Source organism: Synechococcus sp. PCC 7335 (genome assembly GCF_000155595.1).
Lineage (GTDB): Bacteria > Cyanobacteriota > Cyanobacteriia > Phormidesmidales > Phormidesmidaceae > Phormidesmis.
The window spans coordinates 16,186-36,572 of the sequence record NZ_DS989909.1 but is presented as its reverse complement, the minus strand read 5'-3'; the positions used below and the strand labels follow the sequence as shown (position 1 = coordinate 36,572).

Sequence of the window (20,387 nt, the reverse complement as noted above, 5' to 3'; positions counted from 1 at the left end):
GAGATGTTCGAGCACTATGGCATCAATCTTAATACTCTGAAGGCTCAATTATCAGAGAAGGTCTAAGTTCTGATCTGCATGGGGTTGAAGGCGTGGCAGCGGTTGGATAGGTCTGTTGAAGACATCATCACTCTCTTGTTCTTACCTGTTCTTGTGTCGTATTTGAGAATTGACTTAGTTTGTCTAGTTGTGCCCTATGCAAATAGTCAAACAGGGAAAAAGTATAGTTCGATCTAAGAATTTCGCGTCTGTTTAGCACAGAAGTATCTATGATCTCACAACAGCAGCTAGTTCTAGAACGAGACCAGCTTCTTCAGCGCGTATCAGCTTACTTCTCTAAACAGCAAGATGTAGTAGGCGCTTTTGTCGCTGGCTCAATTCCTAATGGTTCGGCAGATGCCTACTCTGATATCGATCTGAGAGTGGTTGCTACACCTGCGGGGCAAGAACGTCTCATCATCGAAAAGTTCGATATGCCTGCACTCTGGGGTGATTGGCTGTTCAACGAGTGGCGTAGTGGAACGCAGCACTGTGTATCGCACTTTCGCTCCTTTCTCAAGATTGATGTTTTCTACTGGAATGTAGAGACGCTACAGCCCTCACCTTTTCTTAGGTTTGACACTGATATTCTCTTTGATCGCACTGGACAAGTACAAGAGCTGCTCAATCAGTCTGCGCTACTGACGTTTCCACCACCAGAGACTATAGAAGTCAGCCGAGTGATTAGTAAGGCGCTAGCCTGTGCTCACGAAGCCATTCGTAAAGCAAAGCGTGGGGAGTTATTCTACGCGCAGTCTTTGCTAGACAGTCTACGCTCATACATGATTCAGATGGAAGACTGGCTTTGTTCGTTTGAGCCTGTTACCGTGGCCGACTTCAAGATAGAGCATCGAATCAGCGAGCGACTTAGAGCTGCGTTGGCACCATCGTATGCACCACTCGAAGCGATCACACTCGAAGCTGTGACTATCGAGCTCAGCAAGGTACTTTCAGATCAGATATCCGAACTGCACAGTTGTTTTGATCTACAGAGGCCGTTGGAGAACGATACTTATGCGGTAGAGCTTGTCACAAAACAGTTAGTAGGCTAAGGGTCTTATTGCCTCTAAGATGTTTTGATAAAGGAGTTTTGAGACACGCAATGAGACATATTTCCCGAGGGTATAGAAAGGTCTAGATAATGAGATTATTAGATAATATCTCCTTATCCGTCTTCGTCTTCGTGTAAAAAGGTTTAGGCATCACTCTGTGTCAGCAGACTATCTTGGGAAAAATACTAAAGGCGAGATATGAAACCTGTCACATATTTTCTGAACATTTTGAATGGTTAGCGGCTGCCTGCCAGCTAGCACTTCAGAGCAGTTTGCTCTCGTCTCAAAAATGTCAGAAAGATCCCTACGGCGTAAGTCGTTCTCCTCAATGAGAGCCTTTAGCGCCACTACACCATATATGTCAGGCATAGAATTATGGCTACGAGGCTGAAGTGAGTGCATAGTCCGTTGTTTAGAAATCTGTCTAGTCATTCGGTCAAGAGACCTTTCTAAGAAGTATTCGAGCACAAACTTACAGGCGTATAGAAAGGTATCGATAGCTGTACTCCACATGAGTCGTTCTCCTTTAGAAATAGGGCCAACGACCAGAAAAGTTGTTGGCCCATCGTTTGTAGATACTCTCCTTAAATATCATGGGTTTGGAGAGGATAGAATGCGGAATCTGGGATGTTGAAGTATTCGGCCAGCCTCCTAGTATACTGCGGGGTCAGCTCTCGCTGACCGCTTAATATCTCAGAAACTACCGATTTCGTCTTAAAGATGTGAACCAGATCTTTCTGACGAAGACCTCGCTCTTTCATCAGTCCCTTGAGCAGCTCAACTCCGTAGATGTCTGAAATGGAGAATTTCTTCTCCTCGTAATCATCTATCAGCATAATGAGTAGTTCTTTGTAGTCCTTCTCATCGGTTGTTAGCTCTTCCTTATTCATCAACGATTCAACCACCTCTACAGTGGCGTCTAACCCTGATTTGGATTTGATGACCTTAGGATGAAAAGCTACCAGAAGCTCCTGGTAGCTTCGTCCTTTAGTCTTAAGGTTGCTGTTCTTCATGACCCGCAGACCTAAGTACATTGCGGATAAACAGTCGTTGCCCCCTGTAATCTATGGTTGCTGAAACAAGAAATCTACCGTTGCCTATGCTGAAAGTAGTGAGTTTTCCAACTCTTTTTGATTCAGGAAAGGTTTGGCTTAGTTCCTTTAGGTTTTTCCAGCATCCACAGGACACAATTTTGTGCCATAGCTGAAGCGATCGCTCAGCCTCAGGATGGTCTTCTAAGAACTCGTGAATGACATAGCACTTACTGACGCGCATGAAAATCTCCTTCACACAAGGCATACCGAGGGCAATCCTTGCGAGGAGCATCAAGACTATTGGGTGCCTAACGCATCACAAGTTGTAAGAGAGAGTTCGTGATGCGAACAAAAATCGCTTCGACGCTTATTGCGACGTAGCAAATTTCTATAAGACACCACGAACAATCTCAATGCAGACCTCTTGGCAGCGAGGTATTGGTAAAGGAAAAAGGAAGGCCTCTTTGAAGAGACCTGTAACCCTATCTCATCAGTAAGAAGAAATAAAATTATCTCTTCATCTAATGGCAAAGGAGGCACACTTAAAGCTGCTCTCTCTTCTACATGTTTGCGATATGAGTCCAGGATGACCGTATCTCCTATACAACATTAACCATAATGCTGACCCTCTTGTGTAAGTCGTGCATCATACACAGGTTTGACACAATATGAGTACTAGGTTCCTGTCTGCTTGGGCTCATATCTCTCAGAACTAGAGGAGGCTCTAGCCTTCTGGTCATCTGCTCTGCTGCCGTTGGTCCATGCTTTACATAGCGATTTCCTCTTCCATCGAATTCAATCTCTTTGTTCTTGAAATTTTGTTTTACATAACGACTACACCTCCTATGAGTTCTTAGGTTAGCTAGAGTCTTTATGTAAACCAGGAAAGGCCCTGGTTTGTCATTAGCGTGTTTATTATCCGTGTGATCGCGTGCTGTATTGCACGCTAGCTCATAAGCACATCTCCTTAGAGCCACTATCGTGCTCCAATAATTTTTCCGAGCTAATTCAATTCTCATAACAGACTTTTCGGCACAGATGAATATCAAATCAGTGACTGACGGCACTGTACGTTCGTAGAGCGCATAAACCATAAGCTAGTGTTCGACCTCAACTTTCTGCTTAACGAGCACTTCGGTCTCTCAACTGAAAGACCTGTTGCCACTATTTAGAGGGAGTATGCGGGAGTTCGCTTTTAGCGAACTCGCTGTCACTGATAACAGTAGCAAAGCTTTCATCCGCTAGCAACCTTTTTCATCTCAATCACCTTTGATGGGGGGCGCACAGTTAGCTAAGCAAAGTACCTCACGAAGTTCTGCCCACCTTCAGCGCCCTCTAAGCATTCATGCTCATCAAAAATTACTGTCTAGAATCAACAATGGCTGAAGCTCCCAAAAACTCGATAATAGAATCTAAAATTCATGAGCTTATCAGCTAGAATCTCTTGGCTTCTATGCACGGGTCAATACGAACTGCTGTACGGGGTGCGTGCATGGCCTGTGTCGGCTGAGGCTTCCAACCGCTTGCATGCACTAGCCCATAGACGTTTAGTCGGACTTTTAGCATAAGCCAAACATTTGCACTTATTTGAAGTCAAAGCTCTGAATTCTCGTGCTGCTACAGTTCCAGAAATGGTCGTTTTCCTTGCTGTTAGAAGTACTGCTGCTCGGGCTTCGTGCTCGCCTGTTAGCACTGGAGTTTATGGGTCTAATCTGTCCCAAAAACGGGGGTTAAATTAGCGGTTGCTAGTCTTTGAATAAGAGGAGTGCCGTGGAACAATGAGATCGCAGTTCAGCATCCCGATAGTAGACCACACAGGAACCGCCTACTGTAGCAGCTGTCTAGACCTTACTGATCGCTTGCTGTGAGTGGTGATACCCTTGAAGGAGTCTAATGAACAATCATTGGTATCTGAGATGAACGTCTTCAAACTTCCAGAAGTTGTTGAAGTCTGGCTGCTCTTACTGTTTGAGAAGCAGGAGTATGCGGTAATTAAAGAGAACGACCGCCAAGCTTTCTTTGGCCTACTGAACCCGCCTGATGAATCAGTTCCAGCCGATGAACTGGTAGATACTCACTAAGACGTAGCAGCTGGCCAAACCGTCGGCAGTAGGCGTGAAACTCTGGCAAGCTAAGATTCACCAGGTAGCCCGCTAAGCAGCTATTCCTGTACCGTTCCACTCCATCGGTTTGACTCCTGAGCATGTCAACGTCTACCCGTCCTACCCAAGCGTTGAACAAAGTCTGGTTACAGGCAAGCGACCAGGCCGCAGCGCTGAGCCTCCCCGAGCGCCTATGGCAACGCCCCCAGGTGCAGGGAGTCACCATCGACGGCCCCACCTCCAAAGACCTCGATGATGCCATCTACTTGGAAGCCACCCCCACGGGTGCGATCGCCGCTATCCATATCGCTGACGTATCAGAGCTAGTCACCGCTGGCACTGTCTTAGACAAAGTCGCCATCGCCCGCACCTGTACCCACTACCTGAGTCGCGGCAACCTACCGATGCTGCCGCCTGCCCTATCCGAAGATAAGCTCAGCCTGCTAGAAGGCCAGCCGCGTCCTACCCTCACCATCCAAGTCAGCCTGAACCACCAAGCCGAGATCCAGACCACCGAGATCTACGAGTCCTGGATAGTCAGCGCCAAACGCTTTTCCTACGAGGGGGTTTTTGCACTAACCCTCAAAAAGGTATAGTCCACAATGGGACAATTGAGACTCGTTCCTGGCATGGCCACGTAATCTCTTTCACAGCAATGGATTCAAGCTTTTACTTTATTGACATGCAATGCTTTGCACCTTGCATACCAATGCGCTCGATATGGAGCTAGCTTTATTTGATGTAGCTTACTGATTGACATGGACACGCGCCGTTTGTCTCATGTGATCGCGTACTGGTGCTTTCAAAGTATTGATAAAACCTGAGTGCTATCTATCAATGATTTCGTTTGATATTTCAGTATGGAAACGTAGCTAGGCTGTGCGAACACACAGCCATGAAAAGGCTTTCTCATTGTGTCTTTCCTCAAGTTGTCAGAACTTACTGTCAACACAAAGGAACTCTCCTAACGCTCTCGCCAGACTGCTGAGCAGTATGTATTCTGGCATTCAGATGAAGCTGTTGCACTTGCTAGAAGCAGACTAAAAGAATGCGCCGCTGATGCAGTTGTTGGCTATCGAAGGATCATGAATGTGACTAAAGACGGTAGCTAAAAGTAGCTGTATCAAGCTAGCCAGTAAAGCTAGAATTAACCAATGCTTACACCTGAATAAGCATGAGTATTCAGAGTATCAACTATACTCTGTGATCGCAGAATGCGGACAAGGAGAACACCTGAGTCTCAACTGTCTCAGAGTGGACTATACCTTTTCGAGGGGTTGTGCAAAAACCCCCGAGATCCAGCCATTCTTGCGCGTTTGAATGCGAACCCCTTTGTTCTTCGGCATTCCCTGGTTCAGCTGGCTCAGTTCTGTTTGCATCGTCTGCTGGAGCTGTTGGATGAACGCCTCTGCTTCTAGCGGCTGACTGAGTTCCTGGTAGTAGACCTCGCGGTGAGCCTCAAAGTCGTGGGGGAGATCCTGTTCTGGATTGCCGTAGCGTCCGGCCCTGGCAACCCAAACCGCCCGAGCGCGGAGCTTCTCGCGCAGCGCTTGCAACACGCAGATCTCGTAGTTGACCCGGTTGATGCGGACTTCCCCGTCACTATCGGTTTCGCCGATCAGCTCTGGCCAGTTAGTGGGCAATACGCCTTCAATTACTAGTGCTTCGTCTGCGTCATAGAAGCGACGGTTGCTCTCCTGATAGCGTTTGAGAATCGCCAAAGCCTGGACAACAGGCTGATGTTGTTCATTATTAGAGTGAAAGCTCAAAGCATCCAGGATGGCAGGCACCATCCGCCGATAGTGATGCAGATAGGACGCTCGAATCCGAGTATGCACCTTCTCGTGATAGGTCTCGCCCGCACTCTGCTCATCAATCAGTGACTGTAATGTCTCGGGGTCGGCCACCGGATAGACAACATCTCTTACTGCGCCTTCTGGTTGTTTAAGAGAAGCAGTCGCAATCTTCAATAGCAAGGTCTCTTTGCGGTTGACCCGCTTGAAGCTAGCAATCAGTTCGCGCTCAACTCGCCGTTCGGCGCTGATACTCAGGCGATGAATGATTTGGATTAGCAAGGTGACTAGATCATCCATAATCTCTCGTTCTCGCTGCCAGCAGAACGCCGCGACCAGGGTGTAACGAATCGCTGGTGGATGGCGTCTCAGCTCTCTTGGCGGTTCGGTGGATGCCCGACGGCGATATTGTTGCACCAGCTTAGGAACCGCCTGGTTGAATAGCGCCGAAGGCAGCTCTAGCTCATGGATGCGCTGTAGTTTCTCGATCTCTTTCAACAGACTTTTAAGTCCTAGCCGTCCTGGGTCTGTTTTCAGGTAGCTCAACTGCGACTGTCTGAACTGGCTGCTTTCATCTTCTAGCGGGCTTTCAGTGTTCAGCAGGGCATTGATGCTGGCGCGGGTCTTTGCCGATAGCTCAGCCGCGATCTGTTTACAGAAGCTGCGCTCATGCAGACGGGCCGCAGAGCGCAGTAGACGTTCTAGCTCTTTCGCCGCAGGTGGCTCAACTTTGAGTTTCTGTAGCTGTCCGTAAGCTTGCGCTTTGAGCGCTTCAAAAGAAAGGCCCAATGGTAAGATCTCCTCTATCAGCCAGCGCTTCAGCTCTTGCTGATCACTCTGAGTCATCGGTCCAACGCCAAGGAAGGCTCGGATTTGACCACGATGCCGCTTCATCGTTCGACTTGACCATTTGTATTGTCGGGAGTCCTCTGTCGATAGACTCAGCTGCTGAGCAATGAAATCGGTGATCGCTTTTGGCACCTCGCCAGCGTGCTGAGGGAATCGCCCTTCTACTTGGAAGAACTTGAGCAGGATGGCAAAGCCCAGTCTATTTTGCGCGGCGGCGTTAGTGATCTCATCAGGTAGCAGCGCTAGCTCTGATGGCATCAGCGTAAACTGCTCGATTAGCTCCTCTGGTTCCCACTGTCGCTTCATTTCAGCTTCCTCTATGTTTAACTGTCGCTAAACATATCAGGGCTAAAGAATAGTTCTAAAAGAGTACAAATGAACTAAATGGCCCCATTTCGCAGCTTCGCTACTTTAGGGCCTAAAACACAAAAGGAGTCTTATACTTCTTTTCTTGCTTTGACAAATAGAAGACTACGGTCACTCCAGAAGCCTTTCGCTGTCATCAGCTCGCTAGTTGCTTGCTGATAAGCTGACTGTAGCTCTTCTCTCTGCGTAGTCGCTAATTTCATCAATGAATCAGCATGAGGCGACACATGGTCTTCTGCCCATTGCACATCTACAGAATATTCACCTTGACGCAGATATTCACCTTGACGGTCTCTTTCTATCTCAATATCTAGAAAGTTAGCCTGCTCTAGCATTCTTTTGCATTTCCCGGGAGTTCCAAGAGGTGCCAGGATATGAGGGAATTCAACATCGAATAAATCCCGGTATACCTTCATCTGAATATCTGCGCGGTAGGCAGTTATTGCGGAGGTGCTGAATACTATATATCCTCCAGGCCTAAGCCAATCGCGACACTTATTTAGTAGTGCAGGAATGTCACCAACGTACATAATTGCTGAACAGCAAAAAATAACGTCAAACCGCTCTGGCTCAAAATTAATTGATTCAATATCCGCCTCAACAAATTCTAGATTACCTATTTCTAGACTCTCTGTTTTACGTTTGGCCTGAGACAGCATTCCCGCAGATATATCGACGCCAATTACGGAACCAGAAGGAGCGGCTTGCTTAGCGGCAAGGATTGCTACTAAACCAGTACCTGTAGCCAGGTCGAGAACGGTTTGACCATCTCTGATGTCAGGAGCAAAATCTATGATCTTGTTTGCCTCGTAAGGATGCATAGCCCCTTCCGAGTCATAGGCTGTTCGTCGATTAAAACAGTCGATTACATGCTGCTTGTACTGAGACATACGTCGGAGAAACTCTCTGCATTCGTCTACAGAGTGAATTCTAACTCTAGGAGCAAGATAGTCTTTGCTACGCTCTTAATTAGTACGTATTAACCAGTTCAAAAACCTTCGTTAAAGATACACGAGAACGGGCTAGTTGCGCCGTACTGCGCTCTTAAAAGCACTAGATGCTGGAAGCATATGTTTTCCTATATTGTCAAAGCTCTATTGTAGGATGTGCGGATGGGGTAATTCAGAAGTAAAAGCTTATGACATCACAGTCTCACTGCTCTTAGTTTTCTTCTTATTCCACGCTCTCAAGAAGGATTCAACTAGGTCTAGTGAATGCTGGTCTAGTCTTTTCTGGTTGAGTATACGCTCTAGTGCATCTTTAAAGGCAATCTGGTCGATTACATCTGTATTTTCGTATATCTGAATCTGCGTTATTTTGTCTACTACATAGTTGTTGAGGCCAGATATATCTACAGAATGACCTAAACCGTATCCTGTAAAAGCCTTTGCTAGTACGATAACGAATTCATCTTTGTCTATCAGAAGGTCAGTCCACTGTCTTACTTCAGATAGGTCATTATTGCAAAAGCTTTTCCATCTATGGAGAATAGTTGAAAGATTGGCATAGTGAAGAAGTGACAAGTCAGCAGCAGCCTCGTGAATCTGCGCTAGCGCCTTTTCCACAAACATAGGAAGTGCTTCTTCCTTGACACGGTATTCACTTTGTTTTTGGGGTCTATCTTCTTCTTGTGACCGATAATCGTCTATAAGCGAGGCTACGAAGTCAACTGTCCAACCCAGCGAAGAGCATTCTATTGCAGAAAGATAGAGATCTGTACGTTCGTCTATAGAGAATCGCTTTTCTGTAAGGCGCTCAAGTAACCAATGGTATTTTAGTGTAGTCGAGTTACCGAACCAGTTAGTGACTGCCTCGTCATCATTTGGCGAGCTAATTTCGTCATGTATAGAGAATAAGGCTGATATGAGGTGAGAGACCTTTGATTTATCTACCCTTCTTGCATGAGTCATCAGTTCATCAAGAAAGACTGGAACCATGGTTGAACCTGTATTCCTGACAGTTGAGTATGCTTCAAGAAAAGTCTTTTTGATGAACTCTACGTCATCAGCGCGCTCAATGAGCTGTTGAATCTTTATAGTAGAAAGAGATGTATTACTTAGAGTCAGTCGGAAGTAAGTGTCAAAGTGCTTATCGATACAGACTAATCGTTCTTCATCCCACCGACGTTCATACCCAACGTATCCTACGGAGCGCAGTAGAGGAAATAGAATCTTTAACGCAGTCTCAGCTGTTGCGCGACGAGGCTCATCAACAGTAGCTAGGAGTTCGTGTAAGGAATCATCTTTATCACTTTTGGGTTGGACTCCACTCATGAGTGTGCAAACTTTATTTCTGTTCGTTCTGATAGCTTGGAACAGTTCTGGCTCGTGCAGTCGAAGAGTTTCTAAAGTAATGAAGTCTGCTAGGTCAACTTCGTCAGCGATCATAGGCCAAGTTATACTGATTGTGTTACGAAAGCGGACAACATCCCGTGGGCTAGTGATGTAACGTACAATCACATCGTAGAAAGCGCTCACGAGACGCTTTTCGTTATCATAAACATCTGTACTACATCCCTCTTCAATAGCTTTAGAGATTGCTACGTTGAGATCTGCCTGTAATGGTTCAGGCATCTCAAATGATGCTTGAACAATCTTCTCAAGGAAGTGTGCTCCCTCAGATGGATATAGCTTATTGACCGCTTTGTCTACTAGCGTTCTATCAAAGGCAAGCAGATATAAAACGTTAGGCAATCGACCAACTGATTTCACTAGTCTGAAGATAGCTATTGCTTCTTCAGCACCTAGCCTATCAATATCATCAATGATGATTAAGAACCGTCTATCTGCCTTCTCCAATGCTTCTGACAGTCTACTGAAAGTTGTTTCTAGCGTATCTTCTTGAGGAAAAAACTTTTCTGCAAAGTCCAGTGCTGTGCTTGTAGCTGCACCTATTATTCCTGGAGATGTCAATGCAATAGTGGAGCCTAATACCTTACCCGCTTGCAGTAAATTGCGTCCAATACTAGGAATCAGGCCTTTAACCTTATCTCCTAAAGTGACACGTAGAATAGTGTTCAGATTTTGTAGGAAGGCCAAAGCCAAAGCCTCGTCCCCTCTGTACCACCAGCACTTAAATTCTGATACGACTAACGTCTCTTCGTTCAAATCCTCAAGTTCGCCACGGAGTAAGTTAATAACGCTACTTTTTCCAGAGCCCCAGGCACCATTTAGTGCAATTGTCGTACCTCTTGGATCTTTTATACGAACTATGCTCTTAGCCAGAGATTTAGCGAAAGGGGTAATACCATAGTGGTCATCTTGAATATCTTGAACGGGACTGTCATTAAAAGAGCTGGACATAGGTGATTGCGAAGAAACCTTGGTAAGGCTAATACAACTCTCAATCCAATGACAATTTTTCTAACAGTGGTAGCAGAGTAGAGCACAAACTCTGCTCCAGTGACTGAGCAGTCTTCAAAGCCCAAATATATGCATGTATAGTCTGAGTTAGTCGTGCCGCTACAGTCCCAAAAATGGTCGTTTTTTGAGTAGTAGATGCGTACTATTCACTAGCGCTTAGAAGAAGTGTCGCCGTTAGCTAGGCGAAAGACGTTCTTAGAGCATCTGTAGGTAAGTATGTAAGTTGGTAAATATAAACTTACATACTTACCAATAAGTTAGATATGGCTGTCGCGTCGCTGCTATATTTACCAAAGTTAGTAAGTATGTAAGTTGGTAAATATGTAATGACCAAGCAGATATTGATATGCAACTACAAAGGGGGTGTAGGAAAGACCTCGACCGCTATCAACGTTGCTGACTGGTTAGAAACCCAGAGTCATAGCGTCATGTTGATAGATTGCGATCCCAACCGCTCCGCTACGAAGCTTAAGGCTAGAGGTGAAGCTCTGGAGTTTAAGATTCTGAGTCAGCAACGTGCGCTTAATGAGTTGCAGAAGAAATCATATGAATATTTAGTGATCGATTCACAAGCTAGACCGCACAGTGAGGAGTTGTCTGATTTTGCTGATGGAGCTGACTTAGTAATCTTGCCGATGGCTCCATCTATAGATGATTTAGATCCGACCCTAGAAGCGATCGCAGATCTCAAAAAGATAGGCATCAGCCACTACCGTATCCTTCTATCAGCAGTGCCGCCGAAACCGTCGAAAGAAGGCAAAACGATGAGAGATGAGTTGATTAGTGGTGGTTATCAAGTCTTTGACAGTTGGATACGTCGTAGCGCAGGTGTTCCTAAAGCTGCTTTAGAAGGTTGTGCTGTACGCAGTCTGACGGGTGGTTACAAACTGCCGGGGCGTGACTACGCCAATCTAGGAACTGAGATCATCCAATTCTTAGGAGAGAAGCAATGAAGATACCTGATGCGAAGCCGGATAAGAAGCAGCCTGCTAAGTTCATGCCAAAGGCAAACGCGACTACTGCACCTGAAGAAAGGACGCCCGTAAAGACTAATCTCGCAGCCAAAGTCGATAGACGTGACCGCCGTTGGTGGATGCTCAAATGCCGAGAAGACAATACGACTGCAAGCGAGTTGATACAGCAGCTATTTGAAGAACGTTACGGCAAGGCACCTAGCGACTTTGAAATGTTTAGCGATGATCCAAAAGACTGGGCGTAGCTGTCAGTTTTATTTCGTTGGTAGATTAGTAAGTTTATCTTTACCAACTTACTAATCTACCAACTTACTAACTTCCTCTGACATCTATATAGACGGTCTCCCCGTGCTGGGTTGAGAAGGTCTGAAGTGCCCTTGGATCAGCGTGAAACGAGCATACGACCGTTCGGCTCAGGTTAGCCAATGGGCTCATTGGCCGAGCCCATTAAGAAAAGGGGCAAAGCCAAGACGATTGAGTAAATAAGGTGATTTCCCATGAGTGTAGAAACAGGTGATCTGATCACGGTGGTGTATGAAGATCGTGAGTTTGATGCAATTGTTATCGATCCGGATGGCTTAGGGCCGGGACTCCCTTCAATCGGACTAGGCTTCGGCCAAGCGAGCCGATATATTGGTATCCCTCAGCCGACTTTGACCCGGCGTGTGAGGGTGTCATCAAAAGACGGGTCAGAAGAGCTAGAAACCCCTGGTGGCAAGCTGTTTAGGGTCATGCAAATCCGTGGATCTGACAACAACGACTATAAGGTGATTGAGGTTAGTGACTGGTTCGAGCTGAGTTTGGATGTGCTGTTGAATCCAGGAAAGACTCGAAAGCCCACTAGATCGAACATAACTGAGTTTGTCCGTTGGTTCGCTGTGAAAGGTTTCTACGCAGAAGCGTTTGCCGCCTTTAAAGGTACCTATAGCCAGAAGGATAGTCGAGCTACTACCCAGTGGCTAAGACAGCGCGAATCAGGTAAAGCAACCCGTAAGACCTATACTGACTTGCTAAGCGACTTAGGAGTTCACAACACCACCTATGGCAAGCTTACCAATCGCATCTATGAAGGGCTTTTTGGCATATCAGCGGTAGAGATGAAACGGAATTGGTCGCTGATGGCGGGCGATCCAAAGATTGCGCGAAACTACATCTCAGAGGCTGAGGGAATTGCAGCTGTAAAGTTCTGCGAGAACATGGTGGTACAGATGTACGTTGACTCTCTAGATGAGGCTCACCGGGAAGCGATCACATTAACCGTGCGTAAATTCAAACTGCATCCTCAGTTTCCTAGTCGCTGGTGAGCCTTAACAATCTTTAATGGCCCAGTGTGCTCAGGGACTTGAGCCCAGGCATACTCTAGCTGCTTATCTAGGCTCTAAAGTGTTAGCTAAGGAGACTTTCTCAACAGTTCGCTGGCTGTCGGATGGAAGTTGGCCAGTAGATGTGAGCGGATTATTTCATCGCCATGGAACGTGCCTATCTCTTGATAGCTTTCGCCTGCGAGCGACAGAGTTAGTACGTAGCCATCTACAGGATTGACAATCCAATACTCGGATACTCCTGCTAGCGCGTACTCTATACGCTTATCTTCTGTGTCCGTTCTAGTATTGCTGGGGCTAGAGACTTCAATGGCTAATGCGGGTGGATTACCTCGTAAGAATATAGCCTTGGTAAACCCAAGCATCGCCTCGAACTGCTGCTGCTGACAGATCACCAGGTCAGGTGTTCTTGTGTTGCTCTCCCTATCTACTCTAGGTATTTCAACACCGCAGCCGCTATAAGTTGCCAAGTCTGAACCAGATGTTTCTAAGTACTCATCAAGTAGGCGTTGCAGCAGCTTAATAATCAAAACATGCAGCGGACTTGCCTCAGCCATCTCAATAATGCTTCCGTTGACTAATTCCGTCCGCTTACGGTCATAGGGACGCAATAGATACTCGCTGAAGGTAATCTGTTGACGCTTAGTTGCAATTGAGATCATCAGCCTGGGCCTACTCATCTATGGATGTTGAAGCTCCCTATAATTCTATTCCTCACTCGATAAGGCTGCCAACTGCACCCAAGTCTGAGCAGGGTGATGGATCAGGAGCCTGCTGGATCAGCCGAACTTAACTTGCTATCAGTCATTCCAAGACACTAACTCAGCCCGACTAGCGAGGAACGTCTCCCCATTGCTATCTCGAATCGTCACCAGCTCACCCACCTCAGCTTGAATTACCCAAGGACTCGGCAAAGTGCCCCAGCGCCACTGTTCTAATCTGCCTGTTTGTATGTGTTCAACTACGGGACACCCTCCCCTACTTGAATGATTAGTAGCCGGGGGTGGCCCCTCTTCTGTTGCCTTTTCTTGACTAGCTTTACGCCGCTCTAGTATCGCTAGCTGCTGCTGATAGCACACCGGGTCTAGCTGATAGACTCTGACTCGCTTACCGTTGCTTCTGTAACGAGACTGAATGCAGAGCAGCCCCATTTGCTCTAAGAGCTGATTGAGAATCTGTACCGCACTCACTTCAGGCTTGACCGTGAAGTTCAGCGCTGCCTTTATCTGCGGGGCATACCTCAGCGCCGTCGCCTTGAACTCAGCCAGTGAGTCACCGTCCCACTGCTTACCCGGCTTCAGATAAGCCGCTAAACCTAATCGTTTTCTCATCTCACGCTTCAGGGTGGCATTCGATAAGTCCCAAGGCGTATAGCCCTGCTGCCACTGTCCCTGTCGTTCTAGCGCTCTGACATCCGCCTCGGTCGCCGTCTCCGGCTCTAGCATCCGCTCTAGGTTGAGCAACTGCCCACGCCGCCTGCCGTGGTTGTCGGCAAACACCATATCGGCGTCTACCTCTTCAATCGGCACACAGTAGAACTCAGCTAGCTTGTACTTCTGCAACGACAGCTGCTGCTCGGGCTCTAAGCTCTCCATCTGGTCGAGTAGCTTAGCCTCTGCTGCCGTGATGTTGTGCGCCGCTTCGACCGAGATCGCCTGCTCTACCTTCATATCGTCCCTGGCTTCTTTGAGCAGGGTATGGGCCTGCTGGTCTTTGCCGAGGGTTACGGGTTCTACCTGATGACCTTCGTGCATCAGTCTTACTTTCAATGCTGTCCTCAGATGCCACATCGAACGGTTGCGCTGCGCTTCTATCTGCGACCAGTAGTGAATATGTGGGTCGCTGTCCCAGTCGTAGCTACTCAGACCGCTGTAGCCGACCTCAGAGAGGCTAGCGCGAATCAACAGGGTGTTGGCCTGGGTTTTCTGTTTAAGTAGGCTTCTGAGCTGCTTAGGGCTAGTCTCACGCCCTGCTTTGGAGAAGCTACGGCCATACTTGGCACACCACACCACTCTCGGTATCGGGGCTCTGACTCTACCGAGTGCCTGAGCCATATCCGCATCGGTAGAGCTAGCGCCGTAGAACAGGCCGTAGACCTTATCGAAGTGCTCACCTTCGATAGAAAGGCCCGTACCGGCACTAGGGGAGGCAGTGACCGCCTGGAGTGAGATTGTGGTCAGATGCTGGTCTGGGTTCTCCATGAAGGCGCGTTCGGTCTCGCCGCCGCTGGTATCGGAGTTGATCAGCAGGTTGGGTAGCTGGCTTTGAAGTTCATTGATCAGGCGATGGATACGCTTACTACCGCGTTTGGAGTCGGTGGCGATGTAGAGCCGCAGGCCGTCTTTGAGATCGCGCAGCAGTTCGCCGGTGATGGCGCTGCTATCGGGCGCTTGGATGAAGCGGACGGGATAGCCGGGGGCCTGGTAGTCGTTGCGGATCAGGAACGGTTTAGTCGTGTCTACGTCACCGCGCAGCAGCTGGATGTAGCGCAGGGCGCTGTCGTCTAGATCGGCGTCGGCCAGGATGACGCGCTTGGCGGTTCTGATTAGCTGCCGAAAGCGCATTAGCAGGACGGGGCGTTTGCCCTGCTGGTTGCAGGTACTGGAGGTGAGCAGGTGTCTGAGTACCTGACAGACTTCATCGAGTACCAGGTCACAGTCTTTGAAGCTATCGGGGTCGATGGCGAGCAGGCTATCGACGCAGGTACCAACGCGCAGGGTGTAGGCGCTGTCGGTGAGGAAGCGTCCGCCTTGCCGGTCGAGGTCGCCGCGATAGTGGATGCCGCAGCGTTCGCATAGGTGACGCATCAGGCTGATGCGATGGCCTGCGAGCAGAGTTTTGGGCTGGTCAGCAACAAGACCGTTGATCAGGTTGGTTTTGCCGGTGCCTTTGGCGGCGGCGAGGGCGATGATGCCGGTATCAGGGACGGACTCGGGGCTGAGGACTGTCAGGTCATGGGTTTTTAGTTTGAGGGTCGGCGTCACAGTTAGCCGGTTATCGAGGGCGTTCCAGAGTTGCCATTCCTCGAAGGTGAGCGCTTTCTCGACGGCTGTATGGAAGGCGTCGGGGCCGTGGTTGGCGATTAGGTCATCGATGCCTTTGCCCTGTTTGGGACTCCAGCGGACGATGCGGACGTGAGCGCCTGCACTGATCAGCAGTTGGCTGAAGCGGCTGAGGGCGATCGCGACGTTACGGCGAGTGGTGGGTTTCTCGTCCTGGTCGAAGGCGAGATAGTGGATGCTGCCGGGTTGGGCGATGGCGAGGACATCGGCAATCAGATGTGGTGTGATGGGGTTACCGAGCTTATCTTTGGAGCGATAGCCGCTGTAGACACCGGGTAGGGCGATGGCGGCGTAGCCTTGTGTGAGGGCAGCGCCTGCTTTCTTGGCTCCTTCTGTCCACAGTCTGGGAATGGTGATGTCGGTTTGGACATCTGCCCAGTTGATCTCGCTGCCGTCTAGGAAGAGGGCGCGGGTGCTTTGCTGGGCGGGGACTTCGTACTTGATGACCTTCTCGGGGTCGTTCCAGCGCTGACGGGGCTTCTCGGGTTTGAACTGGCCCCAGTCCATCGGTGCCCAGTCGTTCAACGGATCTAGGCCGCTGACCCACCAGCCGCCTGCTAGGGCGTGGTGGTAGCGCTGGCGTAGTTTGATGACGGCGGTGGTGGCGTATTGAGCGGCGTGACCGCCCATCTGCTCGATGGCGTGGCGGGTGAGCAGCTCTACGGCGGCGTCATCTTCGGCGTAGCGGACGTTGGCGCGGATGATGGCTGGCTCTACGTGGCTAGCTTGCCATTCTTGAACGTAGGCCGGGGTGGGTGAGCAGTCGGGACTCGGTGCTGGAGGGCTGTCGCTGGTGTGATGGCAGGTAGGAAAGACTGCGTCGTTTAACGGAAGTAGAGTAGGAAAGTTTTCTAAGAGAACAGCGTGATCGCAGTTTTGAGCAAATTGTTGGAAACTTTTTAGATGTCTGAAAGGCTTGTCTGATCTGTGTTCCATAGAACATAGATCAACTCTATAGCTGGACTGCTGACGCAGCCCAAGAAAATCGGGTAACATAGTGGTTCATGCGCCCCCGAATGGGAGCTTGAGCCCTGTTGCTCTTCGGTGAAAAATCAACAACTGTTACCTCCCGCCAAGAAGACACAGTTATTCGATTTTGAAGGCTTCAGGATTAGCTTGCCAACAAACGACCTAAACCTTTTGGTTCAGGTCGTTTCGCGGTTTTAAACAGTCAGTTTTTGGTTTCAACACCCTCCTCTTTAACTTTCTCCCAAATCTGAGCAAAGGTGGTATCTGTCTTGGCTAGTTGAGAGGCGTAATCACGAACCGCCATTTCTAGCCCCTCCCTTGCAGTTGTCATTCCAAACCAACGAGCAACAGCTTCGCTAGCCATCCACACGTCGTCGGCTGCTCTAGTTTGTCGATTCTTTGGAACCTTCATGGACGCTTTCACGATCTTTGCTCCCCAAGATTAGCCGAAAAAGGCATTAAACAGACAGCTTAGCTGCTAAACACTGACGCAGCGGCGACAAATAAGATATGCGTATCGTCAGCGAATTACTCCATTCAAGCTGCTTATTGTCTGCGTTTTGTCTGCGTTTTGTCTAAAAACTGAGTTAATGTTGGCTGTGTAGCGGCGGACAGGATACTTAACGCTCGTTAACGTCTTGTCCTCTGCTTGCCTCCTTTGGCTCAGTTTCAATGAGATTGAGACACAACTGAGCAACTCCAGTAGCCACAACCCTTTTAGGTGATTCTATGATTTCAGCCCTCAAAGTAAAACAGGTCAAAAACTGCACCACTCCAACCGCTAGAGCCCTTGTCCTGATTGACCTCGGCAATGGTGATGTTAAAGCACTCGGCAAAATGAACGGCACCGATAAGTTCGTCCGCTGCCGCTTCCCTTCTCACGTTGCAACGGCCCCTACTGCCAACAGTGACTGCCTTGCTGTCCTCACCGCTGATGGCCTCCAACCCTACCTAGTTGGTAAGTCAGCCGCCACTATCGCCTGCACCCGCACTGGCCAAAGCGCCGACGGCAAAGTGAAGAACGCTCGTCTGCTCCTCTTCCATGCCCTGCGTCAGATGTTCGGCACCACCGAAGACATCCACGCCGATGCAATCTTCACCTCCCCCTCAGTCAAAAGCTATGGCCCCGCTATCGTCTCCCAAATCATCGGACGCCATCCAGTTGAAGTGCCTGCTGACGCGGAAGTGATTGGCAGCAAACCGCAGCGCTTTGCCATTCATATCCATAGCGCCACCCCGCAGCTAGAAGGCTATCAAGCCTTTGCCGCCGTGCGCTCTAAGCTCAAAGGTGAATCCGCCTACCTAATCGACATCGGCAACCGTACCGTTCTAGTCACTCAAGTATCGGCATCAGGTCGTATCCTCAATCGTCGCCCGTTCGATGAGTGCGGCGTCTACGGCATTGCTGACCGTATTGTCAGCCGGGAGTCACTCGCTGCCCAGCTCAAAACGCCCAGCCCGCAGCAGGTGATTAACTACCTGCTAGACCAAAAGCATGGCTCAGAGATATCTGAGCAGATTGCAGGTGACCTATCTGCGAGTTTGGCCGAAGCGCTCGCGTTCATCGGCGGCGACAGCGCCCCGCGCTTCATCTTAGGCGGTGGTGCGAAGCTGCCTGGTATTGAGCAGGTAGTAGGCGGTAAAGCGCTGAAGCATCCGCAGTGGGCAAACCTAGAAGCGCTAGCTGAAGTCTCAGCCGAGCTGCTTAAAGGAGTGCGCTAGTGCGAGTGCAGATCCGCGCCCGCGTCGAGCAGGCAGAGTGGGAAGCACTCAGACAAGGGGCGGAAAGTAACACCGAGCTGCTCGCTCGCATTGTTCAAGAGTGGCAGGAACAGAAAGCGGTGCTTTCTGCCCTCACAGAGATCGCTCCTTCCCCTATGCAAGCGCTAGGACGGCTGCTGCTGAGCTACGAACTGCTACAGCGCTCATCGGTCTCTATTCATCCACCCAAGCCGCCGTCTGTGACTGTTACACCGCCTGCTGCGAGCACTACACCTGCCCCGACGATAGGCGGACTAGAGAACAACTCAGACGACTGGTAGAAGAAACAACAGAATTTCAACCCAGTAAAAAGCGAGCCGTTGCGACAACAACGGGCTCGCCCAACGTCCATCGCCCGAAACCACAACGAATCAAACCACGGAACAGAACAATTATGACACCTAGCGAAAGTTGCCTAGCGCCCTACCAGGCGACCGAGAACAACGACTTCACCCTACATGAGCTATACGGCTACTGGCACTGGTACAGCTGCGGCCCCCAGTTTGGCGACGACTACTGCTCAGAAGACGGCTTTGATACCAAAGCAGAAGCCAGTGCCGACGCTATTGACTACCTGAGCAGCCTCTACAACTCCGGTACAGAAGAAGAGGGCTCAATCGAACTACCGCCCGCCGCCGCGCTGAGTGCGTTTGAACTCGATGAGAGTAGTCCGTATCAAAGCGGCGTTCACTTTGCCCTCTACCAGTACGAGAACCAGCCCGGCGTGTACTGGCAGGGACTGTGCCAAGAGCCGAACGAATCAGCGCAGTGGTGGCACCGTGACGATGACTTTGCCCACCTGACCTCAGATAGAGGCTACTTCGACGCCCGCACCGCCGCCGCTGACTGCCTGTTCTGCCTGCACATGGAACGCGGCTACAGCCCCGAGGCAGCCATCACGCTGGTCTACGAACTAGGACTGCCAATCCACACGGTGATTGCTGAGAACGAAACGGCAGTCACTGAGACCATTGCCCAACTCAAAGCCGCCGAGTACGAAGAACAGTGGAGTCGGCTATGGCTATCAGACCAGCAGTCCATTGAGTCTTCTGTTGCAGTCCTACCCGAAGGCAGGCGAGAGCAAGCCCGCTACGAGATGGCCTTCCGCACGCAGCCGATGCCAGAGCAGTACTGGCCGAGCAACGCCTAGATCCTACTGGCACTGCCTACTATTCCTTTCACAAAGGCGATCCACAAAGAGATCGCCCCAACATCCCTATGGAAGACTCCACCGCACCACCCGTTCTATCCGCTCCCCCGTCACTGCCCACCCTACCGAGCGCCAAACCACCGCAGTCGCTCGCCGCGCTGTTCCTCGGCCTTTCAGCCACTGCGCTGCTGGTTGGCATTGGCCTCGGTGGTTCCGCCATCACCGTCTACATGCAGGATGCCAAGACCCGCCTAGCGCAGAGCGACCGGCTAGCCCAGCTAGCCCGCCGTGCCGAACTGCGCCAGCGCCGCGCTCAGCTCAAACGGGGCTACGCCGCGCCGGTCTGGGTGACCGATGCCGCCTACAGTCCCGGCGTCACCTATGAGGTCAAAGGTGTCAGAGCAATCGAAGTACCCGTCCTACTCGGCCCGCAGCTCGACACTGCCGTCTGTATTGGCACGATGGGGCCGAACGGCTTTGTTCAGAACGTAGACGCGCCGCTCTGTCTGGGCTACTAGCTCCAAAGCAATAGTCAGAACAACAAACAACAAC

At 49.7% G+C, this 20,387-nt stretch carries 18 protein-coding genes; 10 read left to right on the top strand and 8 right to left on the bottom strand.

The genetic code is table 11. The features are described 5' to 3' along the window. The first annotated feature begins 269 nt into the window (after positions 1–269). Positions 270–1,091, top strand: a complete 822-nt coding sequence (locus S7335_RS25510) for an aminoglycoside 6-adenylyltransferase (RefSeq protein WP_006458956.1) — start codon at positions 270–272, stop codon at positions 1,089–1,091. A gap of 584 nt (positions 1,092–1,675) precedes the next feature. Here S7335_RS25510 and S7335_RS25500 read toward each other — a convergent pair. Together S7335_RS25500 and S7335_RS27195 are read right to left on the bottom strand one after the other, a co-directional pair. Next, the gene (locus tag S7335_RS25500) at positions 1,676–2,104 is read right to left on the bottom strand and encodes a type II toxin-antitoxin system HigA family antitoxin (RefSeq protein WP_038020460.1); all 429 of its coding nucleotides are present in this window, start codon (positions 2,102–2,104) and stop codon (positions 1,676–1,678) included. Then, positions 2,085–2,390, bottom strand: coding sequence for a type II toxin-antitoxin system HigB family toxin (locus S7335_RS27195; RefSeq protein ID WP_198011505.1), 306 nt, complete (start codon positions 2,388–2,390; stop codon positions 2,085–2,087). Before S7335_RS27195 ends, S7335_RS25500 begins: the two co-directional genes overlap by 20 nt. 1,651 nt (positions 2,391–4,041) lie before the next feature. Here S7335_RS27195 and S7335_RS28300 point away from each other — a divergent pair. Together S7335_RS28300 and S7335_RS25485 are read left to right on the top strand one after the other, a co-directional pair. Beyond that, positions 4,042–4,206, top strand: a complete 165-nt coding sequence (locus S7335_RS28300; RefSeq protein ID WP_006458959.1) for a hypothetical protein — start codon at positions 4,042–4,044, stop codon at positions 4,204–4,206. 122 nt (positions 4,207–4,328) lie between these two features. Beyond that, positions 4,329–4,823 carry a ribonuclease catalytic domain-containing protein gene (locus S7335_RS25485; protein ID WP_006458954.1) on the top strand — a complete coding sequence of 165 codons (495 nt, stop codon included), beginning with the start codon at positions 4,329–4,331 and terminating at the stop codon, positions 4,821–4,823. Between the two features lie 663 nt (positions 4,824–5,486). Here S7335_RS25485 and S7335_RS25480 read toward each other — a convergent pair. The 3 genes from S7335_RS25480 to S7335_RS25470 all read right to left on the bottom strand — a co-directional run bounded on the left by S7335_RS25480 (position 5,487) and on the right by S7335_RS25470 (position 10,537). Beyond that, entirely contained in the window at positions 5,487–7,175 is a 1,689-nt protein-coding gene (locus S7335_RS25480) for a DUF4158 domain-containing protein (RefSeq protein WP_006458974.1), read from the bottom strand. 131 nt (positions 7,176–7,306) lie between these two features. Next, positions 7,307–8,125, bottom strand: a complete 819-nt coding sequence (locus tag S7335_RS25475; protein WP_006458970.1) for a class I SAM-dependent methyltransferase — start codon at positions 8,123–8,125, stop codon at positions 7,307–7,309. Between the two features lie 246 nt (positions 8,126–8,371). Continuing rightward, a complete protein-coding gene (locus S7335_RS25470) occupies positions 8,372–10,537 on the bottom strand; it encodes a P-loop NTPase fold protein (protein WP_006458953.1) in 2,166 nt (721 codons plus the stop codon). 386 nt (positions 10,538–10,923) lie between these two features. Here S7335_RS25470 and S7335_RS25465 point away from each other — a divergent pair, with 386 nt between their 5' ends. From S7335_RS25465 to S7335_RS25455, 3 genes are all read left to right on the top strand, one after another. After that, positions 10,924–11,550: a ParA family protein gene (locus S7335_RS25465; protein WP_006458966.1), complete on the top strand. Its 627-nt coding sequence runs from the start codon at positions 10,924–10,926 to the stop codon at positions 11,548–11,550. Continuing rightward, on the top strand, positions 11,547–11,816 hold the full coding sequence (locus S7335_RS25460) for a hypothetical protein (protein WP_006458967.1): 270 nt from the start codon (positions 11,547–11,549) through the stop codon (positions 11,814–11,816). The genes S7335_RS25465 and S7335_RS25460 overlap by 4 nt, the downstream gene beginning before the upstream one ends. A 252-nt stretch (positions 11,817–12,068) precedes the next feature. Beyond that, the gene (locus S7335_RS25455) at positions 12,069–12,875 is read left to right on the top strand and encodes a hypothetical protein (protein ID WP_006458978.1); all 807 of its coding nucleotides are present in this window, start codon (positions 12,069–12,071) and stop codon (positions 12,873–12,875) included. Between the two features lie 86 nt (positions 12,876–12,961). Here S7335_RS25455 and S7335_RS25450 read toward each other — a convergent pair whose 3' ends face one another. From S7335_RS25450 to S7335_RS25440, 3 genes are all read right to left on the bottom strand, one after another. Then, complete coding sequence (locus tag S7335_RS25450; RefSeq protein WP_006458962.1) at positions 12,962–13,555, bottom strand: Uma2 family endonuclease; 594 nt, start codon at positions 13,553–13,555, stop codon at positions 12,962–12,964. Between the two features lie 138 nt (positions 13,556–13,693). Then, complete coding sequence (locus tag S7335_RS25445; RefSeq protein ID WP_050766066.1) at positions 13,694–16,891, bottom strand: plasmid replication protein, CyRepA1 family; 3,198 nt, start codon at positions 16,889–16,891, stop codon at positions 13,694–13,696. Between the two features lie 235 nt (positions 16,892–17,126). After that, positions 17,127–17,336, bottom strand: a complete 210-nt coding sequence (locus tag S7335_RS25440; RefSeq protein ID WP_006458980.1) for a hypothetical protein — start codon at positions 17,334–17,336, stop codon at positions 17,127–17,129. Between the two features lie 317 nt (positions 17,337–17,653). Here S7335_RS25440 and S7335_RS25435 point away from each other — a divergent pair, with 317 nt between their 5' ends. From S7335_RS25435 to S7335_RS25420, 4 genes are all read left to right on the top strand, one after another. Continuing rightward, positions 17,654–18,646: a hypothetical protein gene (locus S7335_RS25435; protein WP_006458972.1), complete on the top strand. Its 993-nt coding sequence runs from the start codon at positions 17,654–17,656 to the stop codon at positions 18,644–18,646. Beyond that, positions 18,646–18,966, top strand: coding sequence for a hypothetical protein (locus S7335_RS25430; RefSeq protein ID WP_006458960.1), 321 nt, complete (start codon positions 18,646–18,648; stop codon positions 18,964–18,966). Before S7335_RS25435 ends, S7335_RS25430 begins: the two co-directional genes overlap by 1 nt. A 113-nt stretch (positions 18,967–19,079) precedes the next feature. Beyond that, complete coding sequence (locus S7335_RS25425) at positions 19,080–19,835, top strand: hypothetical protein (RefSeq protein ID WP_006458985.1); 756 nt, start codon at positions 19,080–19,082, stop codon at positions 19,833–19,835. A gap of 68 nt (positions 19,836–19,903) precedes the next feature. Beyond that, on the top strand, positions 19,904–20,353 hold the full coding sequence (locus S7335_RS25420; RefSeq protein ID WP_006458955.1) for a hypothetical protein: 450 nt from the start codon (positions 19,904–19,906) through the stop codon (positions 20,351–20,353). Positions 20,354–20,387 lie beyond the last annotated feature (34 nt).

Coding starts and splice junctions, on each gene's coding strand:
- S7335_RS25510 (WP_006458956.1), top strand. CDS start 270: ATGATCTCACAACAGCAGCTAGTTCTAGAACGAGACCAGCTTCTTCAG.
- S7335_RS25500 (WP_038020460.1), bottom strand. CDS start 2,104: ATGAAGAACAGCAACCTTAAGACTAAAGGACGAAGCTACCAGGAGCTT.
- S7335_RS27195 (WP_198011505.1), bottom strand. CDS start 2,390: ATGCCTTGTGTGAAGGAGATTTTCATGCGCGTCAGTAAGTGCTATGTC.
- S7335_RS28300 (WP_006458959.1), top strand. CDS start 4,042: ATGAACGTCTTCAAACTTCCAGAAGTTGTTGAAGTCTGGCTGCTCTTA.
- S7335_RS25485 (WP_006458954.1), top strand. CDS start 4,329: ATGTCAACGTCTACCCGTCCTACCCAAGCGTTGAACAAAGTCTGGTTA.
- S7335_RS25480 (WP_006458974.1), bottom strand. CDS start 7,175: ATGAAGCGACAGTGGGAACCAGAGGAGCTAATCGAGCAGTTTACGCTG.
- S7335_RS25475 (WP_006458970.1), bottom strand. CDS start 8,125: ATGTCTCAGTACAAGCAGCATGTAATCGACTGTTTTAATCGACGAACA.
- S7335_RS25470 (WP_006458953.1), bottom strand. CDS start 10,537: ATGTCCAGCTCTTTTAATGACAGTCCCGTTCAAGATATTCAAGATGAC.
- S7335_RS25465 (WP_006458966.1), top strand. CDS start 10,924: ATGACCAAGCAGATATTGATATGCAACTACAAAGGGGGTGTAGGAAAG.
- S7335_RS25460 (WP_006458967.1), top strand. CDS start 11,547: ATGAAGATACCTGATGCGAAGCCGGATAAGAAGCAGCCTGCTAAGTTC.
- S7335_RS25455 (WP_006458978.1), top strand. CDS start 12,069: ATGAGTGTAGAAACAGGTGATCTGATCACGGTGGTGTATGAAGATCGT.
- S7335_RS25450 (WP_006458962.1), bottom strand. CDS start 13,555: ATGATCTCAATTGCAACTAAGCGTCAACAGATTACCTTCAGCGAGTAT.
- S7335_RS25445 (WP_050766066.1), bottom strand. CDS start 16,891: ATGGAACACAGATCAGACAAGCCTTTCAGACATCTAAAAAGTTTCCAA.
- S7335_RS25440 (WP_006458980.1), bottom strand. CDS start 17,336: ATGAAGGTTCCAAAGAATCGACAAACTAGAGCAGCCGACGACGTGTGG.
- S7335_RS25435 (WP_006458972.1), top strand. CDS start 17,654: ATGATTTCAGCCCTCAAAGTAAAACAGGTCAAAAACTGCACCACTCCA.
- S7335_RS25425 (WP_006458985.1), top strand. CDS start 19,080: ATGACACCTAGCGAAAGTTGCCTAGCGCCCTACCAGGCGACCGAGAAC.
- S7335_RS25420 (WP_006458955.1), top strand. CDS start 19,904: ATGGAAGACTCCACCGCACCACCCGTTCTATCCGCTCCCCCGTCACTG.